The organism is Acinetobacter sp. NIPH 2699, from assembly GCF_022549355.1.
Taxonomy (GTDB): Bacteria; Pseudomonadota; Gammaproteobacteria; order Pseudomonadales; family Moraxellaceae; genus Acinetobacter.
In genome coordinates this window covers 58,363-75,965 of sequence record NZ_JAKZGL010000004.1, presented here as the reverse complement: position 1 = coordinate 75,965, position 17,603 = coordinate 58,363, and the positions used below count along the sequence as shown (strand labels likewise).

At 39.6% G+C, this 17,603-nt stretch carries 16 protein-coding genes; 9 read left to right on the top strand and 7 right to left on the bottom strand.

Annotation, left to right across the window (positions count from 1 at the left end):
* Positions 1-164: 164 nt before the first annotated feature.
* Positions 165-2,489: a TonB-dependent siderophore receptor gene (locus MMP72_RS05460; protein WP_241315295.1), complete on the top strand. Its 2,325-nt coding sequence runs from the start codon at positions 165-167 to the stop codon at positions 2,487-2,489.
* Between the two features lie 43 nt (positions 2,490-2,532).
* Here MMP72_RS05460 and MMP72_RS05455 read toward each other — a convergent pair whose 3' ends face one another.
* Together MMP72_RS05455 and MMP72_RS05450 are read right to left on the bottom strand one after the other, a co-directional pair.
* The gene (locus MMP72_RS05455; RefSeq protein ID WP_241315294.1) at positions 2,533-3,213 is read right to left on the bottom strand and encodes an HAD-IB family hydrolase; all 681 of its coding nucleotides are present in this window, start codon (positions 3,211-3,213) and stop codon (positions 2,533-2,535) included.
* Positions 3,180-4,388, bottom strand: coding sequence for a DUF1615 family protein (locus MMP72_RS05450; RefSeq protein ID WP_241315293.1), 1,209 nt, complete (start codon positions 4,386-4,388; stop codon positions 3,180-3,182). Before MMP72_RS05450 ends, MMP72_RS05455 begins: the two co-directional genes overlap by 34 nt.
* An 82-nt stretch (positions 4,389-4,470) precedes the next feature.
* Here MMP72_RS05450 and dusB point away from each other — a divergent pair, with 82 nt between their 5' ends.
* Positions 4,471-5,496, top strand: a complete 1,026-nt coding sequence (gene dusB / locus MMP72_RS05445) for a tRNA dihydrouridine synthase DusB (RefSeq protein ID WP_241315292.1) — start codon at positions 4,471-4,473, stop codon at positions 5,494-5,496.
* Between the two features lie 62 nt (positions 5,497-5,558).
* Here the strand turns inward: dusB and oxyR are convergent, their stop codons facing one another.
* From oxyR to rubA, 4 genes are all read right to left on the bottom strand, one after another.
* Complete coding sequence (oxyR, locus tag MMP72_RS05440; RefSeq protein ID WP_241315291.1) at positions 5,559-6,464, bottom strand: LysR family transcriptional regulator OxyR; 906 nt, start codon at positions 6,462-6,464, stop codon at positions 5,559-5,561.
* Positions 6,465-6,470: 6 nt separating this feature from the next.
* Positions 6,471-7,415, bottom strand: a complete 945-nt coding sequence (locus MMP72_RS05435) for an alpha/beta hydrolase (RefSeq protein WP_241315290.1) — start codon at positions 7,413-7,415, stop codon at positions 6,471-6,473.
* 82 nt (positions 7,416-7,497) lie between these two features.
* Entirely contained in the window at positions 7,498-8,679 is a 1,182-nt protein-coding gene (gene rubB / locus MMP72_RS05430; protein ID WP_241315289.1) for a rubredoxin reductase RubB, read from the bottom strand.
* A gap of 76 nt (positions 8,680-8,755) precedes the next feature.
* On the bottom strand, positions 8,756-8,920 hold the full coding sequence (rubA, locus tag MMP72_RS05425) for a rubredoxin RubA (RefSeq protein WP_000760495.1): 165 nt from the start codon (positions 8,918-8,920) through the stop codon (positions 8,756-8,758).
* A gap of 347 nt (positions 8,921-9,267) precedes the next feature.
* On the opposite strand from rubA, the gene MMP72_RS05420 reads away from it, so the two are divergent.
* Both MMP72_RS05420 and lysS read left to right on the top strand, forming a co-directional pair.
* Positions 9,268-9,705 carry an SRPBCC domain-containing protein gene (locus MMP72_RS05420; RefSeq protein ID WP_241315287.1) on the top strand — a complete coding sequence of 146 codons (438 nt, stop codon included), beginning with the start codon at positions 9,268-9,270 and terminating at the stop codon, positions 9,703-9,705.
* 162 nt (positions 9,706-9,867) lie between these two features.
* Positions 9,868-11,394: a lysine--tRNA ligase gene (gene lysS, locus MMP72_RS05415; RefSeq protein ID WP_241315285.1), complete on the top strand. Its 1,527-nt coding sequence runs from the start codon at positions 9,868-9,870 to the stop codon at positions 11,392-11,394.
* Positions 11,395-11,458: 64 nt separating this feature from the next.
* Here lysS and MMP72_RS05410 read toward each other — a convergent pair whose 3' ends face one another.
* Positions 11,459-11,959, bottom strand: coding sequence for a DUF2059 domain-containing protein (locus MMP72_RS05410; RefSeq protein ID WP_241315282.1), 501 nt, complete (start codon positions 11,957-11,959; stop codon positions 11,459-11,461).
* 165 nt (positions 11,960-12,124) lie between these two features.
* Between MMP72_RS05410 and MMP72_RS05405 the strand changes: the two genes are divergently transcribed.
* The 5 genes from MMP72_RS05405 (at position 12,125) to MMP72_RS05385 (ending at position 17,570) form a co-directional block, all read left to right on the top strand.
* Positions 12,125-13,570 carry a capsule assembly Wzi family protein gene (locus MMP72_RS05405; protein WP_241315280.1) on the top strand — a complete coding sequence of 482 codons (1,446 nt, stop codon included), beginning with the start codon at positions 12,125-12,127 and terminating at the stop codon, positions 13,568-13,570.
* Positions 13,571-13,891: 321 nt separating this feature from the next.
* Positions 13,892-14,800, top strand: a complete 909-nt coding sequence (gene cysD, locus MMP72_RS05400) for a sulfate adenylyltransferase subunit CysD (protein WP_241315278.1) — start codon at positions 13,892-13,894, stop codon at positions 14,798-14,800.
* A gap of 127 nt (positions 14,801-14,927) precedes the next feature.
* Complete coding sequence (gene cysN / locus MMP72_RS05395; RefSeq protein WP_241315276.1) at positions 14,928-16,541, top strand: sulfate adenylyltransferase subunit CysN; 1,614 nt, start codon at positions 14,928-14,930, stop codon at positions 16,539-16,541.
* A gap of 185 nt (positions 16,542-16,726) precedes the next feature.
* Positions 16,727-17,242, top strand: a complete 516-nt coding sequence (locus MMP72_RS05390) for a hypothetical protein (protein WP_241315274.1) — start codon at positions 16,727-16,729, stop codon at positions 17,240-17,242.
* Positions 17,243-17,306: 64 nt separating this feature from the next.
* A complete protein-coding gene (locus MMP72_RS05385) occupies positions 17,307-17,570 on the top strand; it encodes a ribosomal protein L7/L12 (RefSeq protein WP_241315272.1) in 264 nt (87 codons plus the stop codon).
* Positions 17,571-17,603: the final 33 nt, after the last annotated feature.

Sequence of the window (17,603 nt, the reverse complement as noted above, 5' to 3'; positions counted from 1 at the left end):
AAAAACATAAATCTATTTGAATGTAGGTAAAAAATATACGAAAAATGTCTGCTTTGGTTGAGAATTGACCTTGGCTGTGTGAAAAAAGATCTAAATGATAATGATTGTTTTTATTTTTTATGTAAAAGTGTAAATGCATTCGTTATTGTTCAGGGGGGACACACATGCAACGTATTAATAATAAATTTCGCTTAACACCTCTTCAACTCGCAATTGTTACCATGGGGTGCAGTACAGCAACCTTTGCTCAGCAACAACAAGATGCAACTTTGCTACCTACGATTGAGGTCGTGGCGACAGCAAATCAGGAAAAACTGAGTTCTAAAAAACAACCAAAACCATTATTAGACACGCCGCAGACAGTTTCTGTCATTAAGCAGGATGTGTTCCATGAACAAGGTGCACAGAACTTAACCGATGTTTTAAAAAACACACCAGGAATTAGCTTTAATGCTGGTGAAAATGGTTTCTCAACAGACACCAATAATTTTAGCTTACGTGGCTTTGATACCAGTGGCAGTATTTTTATTGATGGTGTTCGTGACTCTGGTAACTATAGTCGAGATATCTTTAATACAGAACAGGTCGAAGTGATTAAAGGGCCATCGGGAGAGAATGGTCGTGGTGGTGCAAGTGGTTATATTAATATGGTCACAAAATCACCAAAGTTAGAAAATTTTGTCGCAGGTAGCACCCAGCTAACAGCCGATGAATATGATACTGAATTACAAAAGCGCGTGGCTTTAGATATAAACCAGCGCGTAGCAGAATCGACTGCGGTACGTTTAAATGTATTTGGCGTACATGGTGGTGTATCTGGACGTGAACATGCCGAACAACAATCTTGGGGTGTTGCACCATCGATTGCATTTGGATTGGGGACGGAAACCACGGCAACATTGCAACTTGAACATTTTGAACAACGTAATCGTCCAGATCTAGTCGGTATTCCTGCTGCGGCAATTAAAGGAATGTTGCAATACGATCCAAAGAGCAAATTTAAGCGTGAAACATTCTATGGTTTAGCTGCCGATTTCGATGATGTCGATGCCAGTAAAGCAACCTTTCGTCTTGAACATGAACTCACACCAAATATTCATTTAAGTAACCAAACGCAATGGTCTCAAACGAAACGTAAGGCAATTTTTACCGTACCAACAGGTTTTGCTGCAACAAATGAAGAAGTCACTTTACAGCGTCAGGCTTATGATCGTAAAAATGATAACCTGAATAACCAAACCAATGCTCAGATTCGTTTTAATACAGGCGATATCAAGCACATCGTGAATACAGGTGTAGAGTTTTCACGTGAAGAGTCAGAAGGTAAACGTTTCGGTACAGTGAATTTACCAGCAAGTCAATTGAATGAACCTAATTATAACTATCCAGCAAGTAATGACTTTACTGCAGGACAAATCAGTGATCTAACCATTGATACGATTGCGGGTTACTTATATGACAATATAGACGTAAACAATTGGCTACAGTTGAATGGTGGTGCTCGTGTCGAGCATTATAAGCTGAAAGTCAGTAGTAAGAATGCTGATGGAAGTGTTCGAACAACTGAGCCAAATCATAAGTATAGTAAGACTACGGTAAGTGGTAAGGTTGGGGCTGTAGTCAAACCTGCTGAGAATGGTAGTCTTTATGGTTCTGTGGGGATCGCAGCATTGCCACCAGGTGCATTTTTATCCAATCCAGATATTTCTCGTACAGATGCCAATGGCTTCCCCGGGGCTGCTACTGGGATGAACAGTAAGGATTCTAAAGTACAACAAGCGATTAACTATGAGCTTGGAACCAAATGGGATCTTTTCGATAACCGTTTGAGTACGGCGGCAGCTTTGTTCTATACCGAACGTCGTAATGTTGCGATCAGTGGAGCAGATGATCCAACTAGACCTGTACCAACAACCAATAATAACCCTTCTAATCCAAACTATAACCCAGTGGTAAGGAAAGGTTATGGCAAACAAATTGTAAAAGGGATTGAATTAAGCGCTGCGGGTAAAATTACCGATGCATGGGAGGTTTTTGCAGGTGTTGCTTATATGGATAGTGAGCGTAAACATAGTGAGGCATTAGATGTGGCACGTCGTGTCGCAAATCCAGGTGACTATGCGACTTACACTAGAACCAATGGTGATGAACTGGCATTTACACCCAAATTAACAGGAAACCTATGGACGACTTATCGTTTGCCTTATGGTTTAACTGTGGGTGGTGGTGTGCGTTATGTTGATGATTCTTATATCGGTCGTCCAGATGATGCAGAGCGTATGATTCCAAATGGTAAAGCCGGTAAACTTCCGTCTTATACTGTTTATGATGTAATGACATCTTATGCAGTTGATAAAGATACAACATTACGTTTTAACGTCAATAACGTGACAGATAAATTGCATGCTGTATCTGCAAACTGGGCTGGTTCACGTGTTGTATTGGGCGCACCTCGTACCTATATGTTAAGTCTAGATTTTAAATTCTAAACTCAATTGATTTTTTAGGTTAACGTAGAGAAGGGATGAGCCATCATGCCTTCTCTTTTTGTTGATAGATATGCGTGGGTGAAGTATGGTTCTGGATATCAGGTAATTGCTGTGTTTTTCCAACCATATAGTACTGATCTGTAAGACTGAACATTTCAAGGTCTTCATGGCTATTACCATAGGCATAGATTTGTTGGTAATGATCCAGATTATATTCTTGCATTACTCTTAATTTCTTTTGTTCGCAGCTACAATCTTTAGAGTTGTAGTTACCTGATAAAACGCCGTTTTTAATTTCTGTTTGAGTGCAAATCAATTCAATATTTAGAAATTCGCAAATCGGTGCTAAATATAAGTCAACTGAAGCAGAGACAAGAACAACATGATCACCACGTTGCTGGTGTAAATAGAGTTGTTGAAGCAAGTCTTGGTCTAACTCTTTAATTATTTTTTGTGCATAGGTCTGTGCCAACCGTTGTGGTAAGTCTGCTGCAACTCCTTTAAACATGCTTTGAAATAAGCGAGGTCGCATGGCATGAGCAGGGTATAAACCTAAATAATACGCCAGAACCCAAGGCAAGATTTTCAAGCCTCGGGTGACAATATGCTGCTTTGGCAGGGTGAAGAAAATAAACCCAGTAAAACTATCTTTTGGATAAAGTGTTCCATCAAAATCAAATAACGCAAGGTTTAAAGCTTTATTTGTTTTGCTCTTTGCATGCATGTCTCATATCGTCCATTTACACGGCTTGCAAACCAATTGGTATTATAATCACGACTCAGCTTAGGGCCTGAAATCACAACTTGGGGCATGATCGCATATTTTGCGTCTTTACCTGTTTTGCTTTGATATAAGTTTTGTAGCGCAAGATAAGTTTGAGTATTTTCTAATTTCTTTGATTTTTCTTTTTTGAGATCACTACGCACTTGTCGTGGCGTAACCAAAACATTATTTGCAGCAAAAACTGAAATCAATGCTTTTTCGGTTTGACTTTGAGTGGCGCGGATATTGCCTTCTTTATTATAAATAAGCAGATCACCATCTAAACCGATTTCAATGTCTGTTAATGCATCCAACATACTTTGGAATGCTGCATTGCGGCTAGAATACATGCCTGAGTTATAATCAGCGAAACGATAAATTGCTTTATCGTAATTGGCTGGATAGACCATTAAACGGTGAATACCATAATATAAGCCACCGTATTGAGTATATAAGTCATTGCGCAACTCGGCAGTACTCATTCCGATACGCTTATGTTCTTTGGCATAATTGATATGGACTTGCATCGAACCGAGTGTGGTAATGGGATTCATCTTTTCACTAATGTCTTGACCCACCAATTTAGCCGCACCTGTTAAAGCGCTGATATGGTAATGCTTTGCCATATAGGCAAAAATCTCACGGTAGAGTAAATCAAGCTCACGTTCAGTTTTAACCTGACGCATCTGACGCATATAATTATCTTCAGGTGAAGGCTGGTTCTTTAAAACTTCTTCAAAGTAACCTGCAATCGTGCCACCTATATTTTCACCTAATTTGGCTTCAAATTTTTCACTTAAACGGCTATTAATTTCTTGTACCGCTTTTTCACCTAAGCCAGCCACTTGGGGATCTGCAATAAAATTTGATTCTTGATCCACAACAGCGACAATACTGCACACATTTTGTTTGGTTTGAGGAATACTTAGTTCCTGCATAATGTCATGAATATCTTGTGCCCACGATTGACGATTATTCACACGTGATGGAATGACTTGCTTAATTTGGTCGGCTTCAAGTTTAGGCTCTTTCTCCTTAGACCACCATGCAAAATCTCCACAAGCCGTTAAACTTGTGCAGGCTACAAAGAGGCTAAGCGTTTTCAATAAAGGACGAGTCGGAAACGATTTGGTCATGATCAGGACAATACCGCATAAAAAGATGAGCCGAATAGTTGAATGAAGTATACTATGCTGGTCAAAAATTGTAAGAAAATATATGTATATTGGTTCCTATCAACTGTCAAATAATCTGATCGTTGCTCCGATGGCAGGCGTAACTGACCGACCGTTCAGAACGTTGTGCAAATACTTTGGTGCAGGACACGCCGTGAGTGAAATGATGACTGCCGATAAAACCTTACGTATGAGTAAGAAAAGCTTATATCGGGCAAATTTCGATGGTGAACTTGCGCCTATTTCTGCTCAAATCGCAGGTTCTGATCCAGAGCAACTTGCTGAAGCTGCACGTTATCAAGTGGCCAATGGTGCACAAATTGTTGATATCAATATGGGATGCCCAGCAAAAAAAGTCTGTAATAAACTCGCAGGCTCAGCATTATTACAAGATGAAGATTTAGTTGCTCGTATTTTAGATGCTGTGGTGGCAGCAGTTGATGTTCCTGTAACTTTGAAAACCCGACTCGGCTTTTTAAATGGCGAAGAAAATATTTTGCGTGTTGCCAAACGTGCAGAAGAAGCGGGGATCGCAGCTTTAGCCTTGCATGGTCGTACGCGTGAAGATATGTATTTAAATCATGCGCGTTATGAATTGATCAAACAGGTTAAAGAAAGCATCAATATTCCTTTAATCGCAAATGGTGATATTGATAGTCCAGAGAAAGCCAAATATGTACTTGATTATACAGGTGCAGATGCGATTATGATTGGTCGTGCTGCGCAGGGTAGACCTTGGATATTTAGAGAAATTGCTCATTATCTCGCAACAGGCAAGCATCTTGCTGCACCAGATATAGCTGAAGTAAAAATGGTTTTATTGGGGCATTTGTCTGAACTTTATCAATTCTATGGTGAATATTCAGGGTGTCGTATCGCACGTAAACACATTGCTTGGTATACAAAAGGGTTACGTTCGAGTAATGAGTTTAGACAAAATATGTATAGAGTAGAAAATACCGTAGATCAGGCAAAAGTAGTCGAATCTTACTTTGATCAATTGCTTGATCAAGGTCAGCGGATGAGTGATGTGCAGGTTGAACAGGTCAACCTATTAGAAACGAAATGAGCATAAGTCTATTTTAATTGAAAGCAGCCTGTAGTTGAATCGTTCGACTACAGGCTTTTTAGTTATTCTAAATGTGATGTGATTTTCTTAAGGATTTCTAAGATCACATCGAACTCACTTTGCAGTGGGGTACTTTTACGTGTAATTAATGCCAGTGTACGACTTGGCGCATCCTGAATTGATTTAACTGCAATCGCATCATTGCCACTCAACATGCTGTTTTTGACTGCAATTTCAGGCAGTAGCGTAAAGCCGAGGTCAGAAGAAACCATTTCAACCAAAGTCGGTAAGGAACTGGCTTTTAAACGGTGATCATTTTTACGCTCACCCACTGGGCAAGCACTTAAAGCATGATCACGTAAACAATGACCTTCTTCAAGTAACATTAGACGCGTCAGATCAAGATCATCCAAACTGTTTGCATGAATCGCATTGCTGTCGTTTTTGTTGTAAACCAGTGACAAATGTTCTTCCGCAATTTCCTCAACTTTTAGACCACGTGTATCAAAAGGTAGTGCCAGCACAATCATGTCGAGATTGCCATGTTCGAGCTTTTCTACAATTTTTTCACTTTGTGCTTCATGGAGATGCAGTTGGATTTTGGGTAATTGTTGATGAACTTCATCAAGAAGTTGAGTCAAAATAAACGGAGCAATGGTTGGAATAATACCCAGATGCAAATCACCGGTTAATGGTTCACTCATTTCTCGACTTAAGCGCATGAGATCCTGCGCATCAGCCAATAACACACGTGCGCGTGCTACAACTTGTTCGCCTAAAGGGGTTAAGCGAACGTTCTGACGATCACGTTCAACTAAGACGCCACCTAACAGACGCTCTAATTCCATGATGCCACCAGACAATGTGGATTGGGTAACAAATGAACGGCGAGCTGCTTCAGTAAAATGTAATGTTTCTGACAACGTAACTAAATATGATAGCTGTCTTAATGAGGGTAATGCAGCCATAGTGTCCTAGTGTGATGATCTAAAGTGATGAACAAACAAACCGCTAAGTTGTGGAATGAAGTGTGCAGGAATATCATGCCCCATTCCTTGAATTAATTCAAACTTAGCACCAGAAATTGCTTTTGCAACTGCTTTCCCATGACTTGGTGGTAACAAACGATCTTTTGAACCATGTACAACCAAGGTTGGTTGAGTAATATTCTTGTTTAATGGTAACAAAGAACCTGTACATAATATTGCTAAAAATTGTTGAAGTACACCCGCTGGATAAAAACTACGGCGATATAATTTACGAATGGTTTGAATTGTTTCGAGTTGGTTCACATAACCAGGCGAGCCAATAGTTTGAAATACTTTTAAACTGTGACTAACAATCGACTCTTCATCATGCGCCTCAGGTCTACCGAGTAAACTAAAGAGTTGCTTTGGATGTGGGAATCTAAGAAAAGGCTGGTTATTGCTGGTAAATAATAAGCCAATTTTTTCAACTTTTTCTGGATATTTTGCTGCAACGATTTGGGAAATCATACCGCCCATCGATGCACCTAAAATATAGGTTTTACCTAAACCTAATTGGTCAATCAACATCGCAACATCATCAGCCATGTCATACAAGGTATAAGGCGCACCTTCATTGCCTAGACCAACAATAAATCGACCCATGAGTTTCATCGTGTTAAGGCGTTGTTTTTTATTGCGAATTTTTGAAGATAAGCCAATATCACGATTATCAAAACGAATAACACGAAAACCTTGATCAATCAGTGATTTACAGAAGTAATCGGGCCAAAACAGCATTTGAGCGCCCAATCCCATGATCAGCAAGATGGTTGGGTGTTCAGGATTGCCCCCAACTTCAATATGCAACTCAATTCCATTGCCCAAAGTTACTTTGGTTTCTTGCATAAATGAAGTATAAGGCGACGCATTGAATTGAAAGGCACTGTTCATGGTATTCGTTCCGAGTTGCATTCTTTTTATAAATAGCGAGTTTGTTGTCCTTTATTTCGAAACAAACTCGTATCTCTGACGTTTAAACTTGTGCAGGAATTAAGTCTGGAACAAGTTTGGTTAAGGTTAAGCGTTGTTTACTTGCTGTCGCACCAAGTAGGACAAAACCTCTTAATGTCCCTTGAGTATCATTTGCTTTTGCAAGCATACCATCATCAAATTCTTCTGTTTCCCAATTTACTTCAATGTCTATAGGCGCAGGTAAAACGGTCAGTGGTGCAGCAGGTGTTTTGACTGCAACAGGCATCGCAGGATAATGCACAGCAGTACTTTGACCGCTCAGTGTTTTTGCCAAAGCGCGCGCTTGTTGCATGATTGGCATCACAAATGGAAGCAAGGTTCCATTGACTTCCGCACAGTCACCAACAGCATAGATATCAGCTTGATTTGTTTCCAATAATGTATTGGTAATGATACCGCGGCTGGTTTGAATACCTGCTGATTTGGCTAAAGCTGTATTGGGTTGTAGGCCAATCGCAGAAAGGACAATATCAGCCACTAAGGTTTTGCCATTGGCAAGCGTGACTTCGTAGTCTTCACCGTTATTAATTTTAGTCACTTTTTCGACAGTGGTCGATAGAGCGAATTTGATGCCAGCTTGTTCTAAGTTCGTTTTAAAGGCATCTGCTACATGATTTGGCAACAAACGACCAAGCGGTTGTGGGGCAAGATCAATCACAGTGATGTCATAGTCACTGTGTAGTAAGTCGTTCGCAAACTCACAACCAATTAGTCCAGCACCAAGAATAACCACACGTTTGTCTTTACGTTTGGCTAAGTTTTCACGAAATATGCGATAGTCGATCAGTGAGTTTACAACATGAATATCTTCACTTCCGTCACCAGAAATGGCTAAACGGATGGGATTCGCGCCCACTGCAAGCACAAGCTTGGAATAGGGCTGAGTAATGGTTTCACCGTTTTTTTCTAAAATGATTTCATGATTTTCGGCATTGATTTCTTTCACCAAAGTTTCCGCTTCAATTCGCATGTTCAGTTGGGTTGCCATTTTTGTGGCATCACCTAAAGCGATTTGTTCTGGTGCTTTTTTGCCTGCAAATGCATTGGATAATGTTGGTTTTGCATAATTCACCGCATCATCTGCGCAGATCATAACGAGTTCTTGTTCAGGGCTCAGTTTACGAAACTCACGAGCAACGGTATAACCAGCCATACCTGATCCGATGATGATGATAGGATGCATTATATTCTCCAACATTTTTTCATTTAAAATAAATTATAGAAAAAAAGACCATGTAGGCATGGTCTTTTTGGCAATCTTAGATTTCAATCATTTCAAAATCAGCTTTTGAAACGCCGCAATCTGGGCAAGTCCAATCATCAGGAATGTCTTCCCATTTAGTCCCTGCTGCAATGCCGTCTTGTGGCCAACCTTCTGCTTCGTCGTAAATCCACCCACAAACGATACATTGATATTTTTTCATGTGACTCTCCAAACTGATAGGTATGCTCAAATTGCCTTTCAGTAAACTATTCCATAATGTCGCTACGATCGCTGCAATACAACAACCATGTGTTGATTGGGAGTTAGATTTTTACGCAGAACGACATTTAAGTAAAGTAAATGCAAGAGTTTAATCATTTATACAGAAAGTGGTATGGCTATTCTAGCTGAAAGTGTTGTTATTTGAGCAATTGCTCTAATTCTCTTGGCAATATAAATGTCTATGTAATTAAAAAATGAGTAAACGTATAAATATAGTATGTATAAAAAACAAACATTCGAAATGGCGATATTATAGATTACAACAATGATAACGGAGAATAACGCATGGAAACTTTGTCTTATAATATAAAAATTTATGCGTCGAGAGAGAAAGTCTGGGAAGTTCTATGGTCGCCTGAAAGTTATCAAGCATGGACAAAATTCTTTTCTTGTGACTCAACCATGAAAACGGATTGGAAAGTGGGTGGCAAAACTTATTTTTATGATGGTGCAGGCAATGGCATGGTATCCACCATTGAAAGTATTGATGAGCCTAAAGAGATTGTGTTTAAACATCTTGGAATGATTCAGGATGGCAAAGAAGACCTTGAAAGTGAGGAGGTGAAGTCGTGGGCAGGCGCTTTGGAAAAATATCTATTATTTGATTTTGATGGTGAGACTCAGCTTCATGTCGAAGTCGATATTCAACCTGAACATGTTGAAATGATGGATAAAGGCTTTGATCAAGGATTGGCGCTAGTTAAACACTTAGCCGAAAAATAAGTTGGGTTTTATGTACTGGCTTATATCGGGATCGTCCTATCTGAAGTATTGAAAATAGCTAAAGATTTGCTTTTTTCGTGATTATAAAGCTGAAATGATACGAAAATGGGTTGTGATCTGCTATTCTATCTGCCTTTATTTTTTACTTAAATCGAGGCAGAGATGACGCAACAAAACGCTCAATCGACTTCTGAACAAATACTTTCCGAAAACGATTTAATCGCACAGCGTCATGCCAAATTAAAGCAAATCCAAGAGACTGCAAAACAGACAGGCAAAAGCCCTTGGCCAAATACCTTTAAACGTGAGCATTATACGGCTGACTTGCAACAACAATTTAAAGATCAAGATAAAGCACAAATCGAAGGTGCTGAAAAAGTTTATGTAAAACTCGCGGGTCGTGTCATGCTCAATCGTGGATCATTTATTGTGATTCAGGATATGACAGGTCGTATTCAGTTGTATGTGGACCGTAAAGGTTTAGCTACAGACGTTTTAGAAACGATTAAAAGTTTAGACTTGGGCGACATTATTGCGGCTGAAGGCTATATTGGTCGTTCGGGTAAAGGTGACTTATATGTCCACCTTGAAGGATTTGAGCTACTTACTAAATCATTACGCCCACTTCCAGATAAATTCCACGGTTTAACGGATACTGAAGCGAAATATCGTAAGCGCTACTTAGATTTGATCGTGAATGAAGAAACACGCAGAACTTTTGAAATTCGCGCTCAAGTGATCGCTGGTATGCGTAACTATTTAATCAATGAGCGTTTTATGGAAGTTGAAACGCCAATGATGCATGTGATTCCAGGTGGTGCATCTGCTAAGCCATTTGTGACTCATCATAATGCTTTAGATATGGAGCTTTATTTGCGTGTTGCGCCAGAGTTATATTTAAAGCGTCTGGTCGTGGGTGGTTTTGAGCGTGTGTTTGAAATTAACCGTAACTTCCGTAATGAAGGTGTTTCGACTCGTCATAATCCAGAATTTACGATGATTGAATTCTATCAAGCCTATGCAGATTATAAAGACTTGATGAGTTTGACTGAAAACATGCTTGAAAAGCTGGCTGTTGATATTTTGGGTTCTACTGATGTGCCTTATGGTGAAGAAGTATATAGCTTCAAAGGTCCATTCAAGAAAATTTCAATGTTTGACGCAATTCTTGAGCATAACCTAGAATTCACACCTGAAAATGTCAATGATCGTGAGTTCTTGGCGAAATTTACCAAAGATGTTTTAAAAGAGCAGGTGAAACCTGGTTTTGGTTTAGGTAAATTACAAACCATCGTATTTGAAGAAACAGTAGAAACCAAACTACGTCAGCCAACATTCATTACTGAATATCCAGCTGAAACGTCACCGCTTGCACGTCGTAATGATGATAATCCACATATCACCGATCGTTTTGAGTTCTTTATTGGTGGTCGTGAGTTGGCCAATGGTTTTTCCGAGTTAAATGACCCAATCGACCAAGCTGAACGTTTCCAAGCACAAGTTGCTGAAAAAGATGCAGGTGATGATGAAGCAATGCATTACGATGCCGACTTTATTGAAGCATTGGAATATGGCTTGCCGCCAACAGCAGGTCAAGGGATTGGAATCGATCGTTTGGTGATGCTCTTTGCGAATGCAGCGAGTATTCGTGACGTTTTATTGTTCCCACATATGCGCCGTAAAGATTAACTTTAAATCAAACAAAAATAGCCACATCTGATTTGTGGCTATTTTTTTATGTGTACTTTTTTACTTATTCTTTGGCCTTTAACTCTTTAGCCAGTTTTTCAGTTTCTTGCATGATTTTAGGTGTTAATTCATTCATTTGCGTATAGCCCAGTTGCATGCTTTTTTGCATGACAATCGGCATTTTATCAATAGTGGATTGTCCTACAGGTGTTTTATAAAATTCTAGCATGCCGTTGATTTCTGCTTGGGTAAATTCTTCAACATAAATTTTAATCATTTCAGGTTCTAACTTTTCCCAAGTAAAATCCCGTTTTACAATGTTTGCAATATTCTGACTATAATTTTCAATGGCTTTCTTTTGTTTAGCACTGATTGCTTGTCCTTGCGTTGCTTGTTCAATGCTTGACGCTGTAAATTTATAGATGTATTCGTTAGATTGATCGATGAGTTGTTCAGATTTCGTGATTTTTAATAACTCTTTTACAGATTCTTTTGATGCTTGTTGCGCAAAAGCAGGCATCGAAATCGTTGCAGCAATAATAAGCGGTGCAATAAGTTTTCTCATTATTTAAGTTCAATCGCATTAAAAAAATAAATGGTACTGAGTGATCTGCTTGACTGTCAATTTTTTATTGCATGTTAAGAAATGTAATTGTTTGGTTTGGTGATTGAAAAGAATCTATAAAAAACCGATGATGTGCTCATAAATAAATTTGAGAACAGCTTAGATATGTTTTTAAAAAAATCGCTTTATGTCGCATTATTTGCTTCTCTTTCTTCTGCATCATTTGCGCAAGGCATTGTGTTAAATGATGAAAATTTACGCACTGACTTGAATTGGTTGAATCAACAAGGTGTTATTCAAATCAGTACTTCAACATGGCCAATGAGTGGTGATGAAATTCAACGTGCATTATCACAGGCCCAAGTGAATAATAAAGCACAACAGAAAGTTGTGGACTCAGTCGTTCATGCATTAGCTGCTGACAATGCAACGGCTAAAGTTGGCTTACATGCTGGAACCGACTTAAAAACTGTGCCGCAAGCTTTTGGTGATCATCAAAAGTCGCAATACCAAGCTGCTTTAGAATTTAATGCTGGCGGTGAAAATTGGGATGCAAAAATCCGAGTCAATGGTGAGAAAGATCCGCTGATTGATGATGGGCATGATGTTAATGTTGAAGGCTCGTATATTGCAGGTAAGCTTTGGAATCAATGGGTGATTGCGGGGCAAATTCCAACCTATTGGGGGCCTGGACATGACGGTAGTTTAATTCGTGGTGATGCCAGTCGTCCTGTGTATGGTGTAACTGTGCAACGTGCCGTGCAAAATGCGTTTGAAACGAAATGGTTGTCTTGGATTGGACCTTGGCAATACCAAGCTTTTGCTGGACAGCTCGATGACTATGAAGCAATTCCAGATGCTAAGTTAATTGGTCTACGTCTCACAGCTCGCCCATTTCCAGCACTGGAAATTGGTGCATCTCGTGCCATTCAATGGGGTGGGGATGGACGTCCTGAAAGTCTGAGTTCATTATGGGATGCGTGGACGGGAACCAAAGATAATGGTGGAACGGGTAAAGCAGATCCATCCAACCAAATCGCAGGATTCGATGCTCGACTGTTCTTACAACCATTATGGAATGTACCGATTAGTTTATATACTCAATTTGTTGGAGAGGATGAAGCGGGCAGTTTACCCGCTAAATATTTGTATCTCGGCGGTGCTGATTTTTCATCGAGCTATAAAAATATGCCATATCAGCTCTATGCAGAATGGGCAGATACTCGGACCAATGGTGAAGTAAAACGAATTTCTTATAATCATCATATTTATAGAGATGGTTACTATCAACATGGTTTTCCGTTAGGTCATGCGATGGGTGGTGATGGGCAAATGTATTCAGTCGGTGGTGATATTCGTTTTGACACCATGAATCGACTAAGTGGACGAGTGCTTTACGCCAAAGTAAATCAGTCCAATTTAGCAATTAATTCAGCTTTTCCACAAGATGATACAATTAAAGGCTTAGATTTGACGTGGACACATTATGTAAAACCAACGATTCCATTAAAAATTAATGGGTGGGTTAGTGATTCTGATGTGAATGGGAATGATGGTGGCATCTCAGTGGGTGTTGAAATTCCATTAGAACGTAATATGTTCCGTTTCTAAATCCAATCCTCTAGAAGAAGCCTATTTGGGCTTCTTTTTTTTATGAATAAAATCATGTGAATCTGAAAATATTTAGCTTGTTTTGTTATTCTTATATATCACAATTTCACATATTGATATGAAAAAACAAGCTAAAGAAGTCAATCTAAATTATTATAATGGATAACCTTTACTAGCTGGTGAATAAGCCACTAGTAAGCATATTGATATCACAAAAAATTGGAGTTGTTATGGCACTCGTTCCTCCACACAGTCTTCCAAGTGGTGGTTTAATACCACTTATAGATTTTATGGGTAACATGGATAAGGAGGGATATGTACATGACTGAAAATAGATTAACGCATCTCAAGCAACTTGAGGCTGAAAGTATTCATATCATTCGTGAAGTGGCTGCTGAATTTGAAAACCCTGTCATGCTTTACTCAATAGGTAAAGACTCAGCGGTGATGTTGCATCTTGCATTAAAAGCATTCTATCCTGCAAAACTTCCATTTCCTCTACTCCACGTAGATACAGGTTGGAAGTTTCAGGACATGATCGCGTTTCGTGACAACATGGCAAAAACACATGGCTTTGATTTAATCGTACATCAAAATGCCGAAGGTCGTGATGCAGGGATTAACCCATTTGATCATGGTAGCTCGAAATATACTGACATCATGAAAACGCAGGGTTTAAAACAAGCCTTGGATAAATACCAGTTCGATGCTGCATTTGGTGGTGCGCGTCGAGATGAAGAAAAATCACGAGCCAAAGAGCGCGTGTATTCTTTCCGTGATACTAAGCATCGTTGGGATCCTAAAAACCAACGTCCAGAGCTTTGGAATCTTTACAACGGTAAAGTTAACAAGGGCGAAAGTATTCGTGTCTTCCCATTGTCGAACTGGACTGAATTAGATATTTGGCAATATATCTATTTGGAAAATATTCAATTGGTTCCTCTTTATTTCTCGGCGGTTCGTCCTGTGGTTGAGCGTAGTGGTACGCTGATCATGGTGGATGATGAGCGTATGCGCTTAAAAGAGGGTGAAGTTCCACAAATGAAATCGGTACGTTTCCGTACGCTAGGCTGTTATCCATTAACGGGTGCAGTGGAGTCTGAAGCGGATAACTTGCCTGAAATTATCCAAGAAATGCTTTTAGCCACAAGCTCAGAGCGTCAGGGTCGTATGATTGACCATGATGAAGCTGGCTCGATGGAAAAGAAAAAGCAGGAAGGTTATTTCTAATAAATTGCCCTTGAGGAGCTTTAATCGTTCCTCACTCATCTTGAATAAAGAGGGGAGAACGTTCCCCCTTTATTAAAAGAGACTAGGTGATTTTAAACCGATTTCAAAAAATGTGGAGTTTTGAGCAATGTCTCATCAATCAGATCTTATTAGCCAAGACATCTTGGGATATTTAAAACAGCATGAACAAAAAGACTTATTACGCTTCTTAACATGCGGTAATGTCGATGATGGTAAAAGTACTTTAATTGGTCGTTTGCTTTATGATTCAAAATTGATTTATGAAGATCAATTGCAAGCAGTTACACGCGACAGTAAGAAAGTCGGTACTACCGGTGATGCACCTGACCTTGCATTACTTGTTGATGGTTTACAAGCAGAGCGTGAACAGGGCATTACCATTGATGTCGCTTACCGTTATTTCTCAACTGAAAAGCGTAAGTTCATCATTGCAGATACACCGGGACATGAGCAATATACCCGTAATATGGCGACAGGTGCGTCTACTGCGGATCTTGCAATTATTCTGATTGACGCGCGTTATGGTGTGCAAACACAAACACGTCGTCATACCTTTATTGCAAGTTTACTCGGTATTAAAAATATCGTAGTTGCCATTAATAAAATGGACTTGGTCGAATTTTCTGCGGTACGTTTCAATGAAATCCAAGTGGAATATGATGCCTTTGTCAGCCAGCTTGGTAATCGTCGTCCTGAGAATATTCAGTTTGTACCAATTTCTGCGCTGAATGGTGATAACGTTGTTAATCCATCTGTAAGCACGCCGTGGTACAAGGGTCAAACCTTGATGAATATTCTTGAATCAGTGGAAATTAAACGCGAATCGAATAAGCAAGAGTTCCGTTTCCCTGTTCAATATGTCAATCGTCCTAATCTGGATTTCCGCGGCTTTGCAGGTACGATTGCACTAGGCGGAATTAACGTTGGTGATGAAATTTTAGCTTTGCCATCAGGTAAAAAATCAACGGTTAAAGAGATCGTGACTTTTGATGGTAATCTTGAGCATGCTTTTGCTGGTCAAGCCGTAACTTTGACTTTAAATGATGAAATTGATATTTCTCGTGGTAATGTTTTAGTACGTGCAGGCGAACAACCCCTGATTTCACGTAGTGTACGTGCATCTGTGGTATGGATGACTGAGCATCCTTTGGTAAAAGGCAAGTTGTATAATCTGAAAGTGGGCACTCAAACTGTTCCTGCAAAAGTAACTGCAATTAATTATCGCGTTAATGTGAACACACTTGAGCATACTCAGGTGGAAGAGCTTGAGTTAAATGCGATTGCGGATGTTGTGGTTGAATTTGATGCGCCAGTAGTATTTGATCAATATCAAGACAGTCGTTACACAGGTTCATTCATCTTTATTGACCGTTTAAGTAATGTAACGGTTGGTGCAGGGATGGTTGAGGCGGCAGTGGAATGGACTGCACATAGCAACCCTGTCACTGCGGAAGATCGTGCTGCGCGTTTGGGTCAAAAACCTGCGGTGATTGGTGTTTCTGCACAGTTGATCGAAAAAGCGCATGCTTTAGAGAGCGTATTGATTCAACAAGGTGTAGTTGCAATTGCCAAAGCCAATTTAACCGTTGAGCAAATCAATTTGTTACGTGAAACGGGTGTGGTTGTTGTGACCACAACAGTTGAAGGTACAGACACTGATATTACGGCCGAGACTGTGGACGAAGCTGCTGAACAAGTGGTGGAATTGGTTCGTCTGTAATTGATGAGATTGGTTTTAAGAAGACCCGCGAAAGCGGGTTTCTTTTGTATGGCGGCCATCTAAAATAGTAAAGAATAAATACCCAAATATAATAACAACAGTCCTTATGCAATTTTAATTTTTATCCTACTTTGATATCGCTTTTATGCGACAATAGTCCTTTATATTTTTGTCCAAGGACTCCCATGATTGAACGCTCTCCTGAATCTTTAAGCGATATCGAAATTTTAGACATTTTACAGTCTATGAAAAAAGATGAGCTTGATGTTGAAGCCAAAGAGATGATCGTTCATGGTGGTAAAGCGGGCCGTCAAGAAGCACATAAACAAGCTTTAGTGGCGTTGAACACAAGTTTTGAAGAAAAATTTGTTGAAGCGGTGACATTAGCGTTGGGTTTAAATGCTGGTCAGGCAAAAAAAATCCGTTATAAAAAGGATCGTATCCGTATTTTAAAAGTACGTGGTATTGATTATCTTGCGATTGATGGCGCAGAAACGGCACAGGTTCTATCTCAAGTTGCCCAAGCAATTAGTCGTGAAGATGCGATTGTCACTGAAGGTCTACACAATATTTTTCCATTTTGGAAGGAAGGTTGGCCGATGGTTCAGTTTGACAATGCCTACAAAATTTTAGCTGAAGATATCTCGATTCATTATCAAGCAACACTTGATGCGTTAATTTCACTATATGGTGGTAATTAAAATATAGTAAACGCCTTGTCGTGCTTGAATCCTCTCATTGAAAGTAACAAGGATTGTTTATTTTATGCGCTTAGCTACGAAGATTCCGCCAGAGGCTTTACAGGTATTACGAGAAGGTAAATTGATTGATGCGATTAAGATTACCCGTGAGAAAACGGGTTTAGGCTTAAAAGAATCGAAAGATTTAGTGGACCAATATTTGCAAGATCATCCACAAGAACAGGCGCGTATCCAAGAGCAATTGGCCCAGCGTAGTCGAAGTGGCATCAAAATTTTTGTTTTGATCTTCTTTATTTTGCTCGTCTTCATTTGGTTGGTTATGAAATAGAACAAAGCCCAGTCAATGGGCTTTGTAATTCAA

Excerpts from the sequence above, each read along its gene's own strand:
- MMP72_RS05460 (WP_241315295.1), top strand. The coding sequence starts at position 165 with ATGCAACGTATTAATAATAAATTTCGCTTAACACCTCTTCAACTCGCA.
- MMP72_RS05455 (WP_241315294.1), bottom strand. The coding sequence starts at position 3,213 with ATGCATGCAAAGAGCAAAACAAATAAAGCTTTAAACCTTGCGTTATTT.
- MMP72_RS05450 (WP_241315293.1), bottom strand. The coding sequence starts at position 4,388 with ATGACCAAATCGTTTCCGACTCGTCCTTTATTGAAAACGCTTAGCCTC.
- dusB (WP_241315292.1), top strand. The coding sequence starts at position 4,471 with ATGTATATTGGTTCCTATCAACTGTCAAATAATCTGATCGTTGCTCCG.
- oxyR (WP_241315291.1), bottom strand. The coding sequence starts at position 6,464 with ATGGCTGCATTACCCTCATTAAGACAGCTATCATATTTAGTTACGTTG.
- MMP72_RS05435 (WP_241315290.1), bottom strand. The coding sequence starts at position 7,415 with ATGAACAGTGCCTTTCAATTCAATGCGTCGCCTTATACTTCATTTATG.
- rubB (WP_241315289.1), bottom strand. The coding sequence starts at position 8,679 with ATGCATCCTATCATCATCATCGGATCAGGTATGGCTGGTTATACCGTT.
- rubA (WP_000760495.1), bottom strand. The coding sequence starts at position 8,920 with ATGAAAAAATATCAATGTATCGTTTGTGGGTGGATTTACGACGAAGCA.
- MMP72_RS05420 (WP_241315287.1), top strand. The coding sequence starts at position 9,268 with ATGGAAACTTTGTCTTATAATATAAAAATTTATGCGTCGAGAGAGAAA.
- lysS (WP_241315285.1), top strand. The coding sequence starts at position 9,868 with ATGACGCAACAAAACGCTCAATCGACTTCTGAACAAATACTTTCCGAA.
- MMP72_RS05410 (WP_241315282.1), bottom strand. The coding sequence starts at position 11,959 with ATGAGAAAACTTATTGCACCGCTTATTATTGCTGCAACGATTTCGATG.
- MMP72_RS05405 (WP_241315280.1), top strand. The coding sequence starts at position 12,125 with ATGTTTTTAAAAAAATCGCTTTATGTCGCATTATTTGCTTCTCTTTCT.
- cysD (WP_241315278.1), top strand. The coding sequence starts at position 13,892 with ATGACTGAAAATAGATTAACGCATCTCAAGCAACTTGAGGCTGAAAGT.
- cysN (WP_241315276.1), top strand. The coding sequence starts at position 14,928 with ATGTCTCATCAATCAGATCTTATTAGCCAAGACATCTTGGGATATTTA.
- MMP72_RS05390 (WP_241315274.1), top strand. The coding sequence starts at position 16,727 with ATGATTGAACGCTCTCCTGAATCTTTAAGCGATATCGAAATTTTAGAC.
- MMP72_RS05385 (WP_241315272.1), top strand. The coding sequence starts at position 17,307 with ATGCGCTTAGCTACGAAGATTCCGCCAGAGGCTTTACAGGTATTACGA.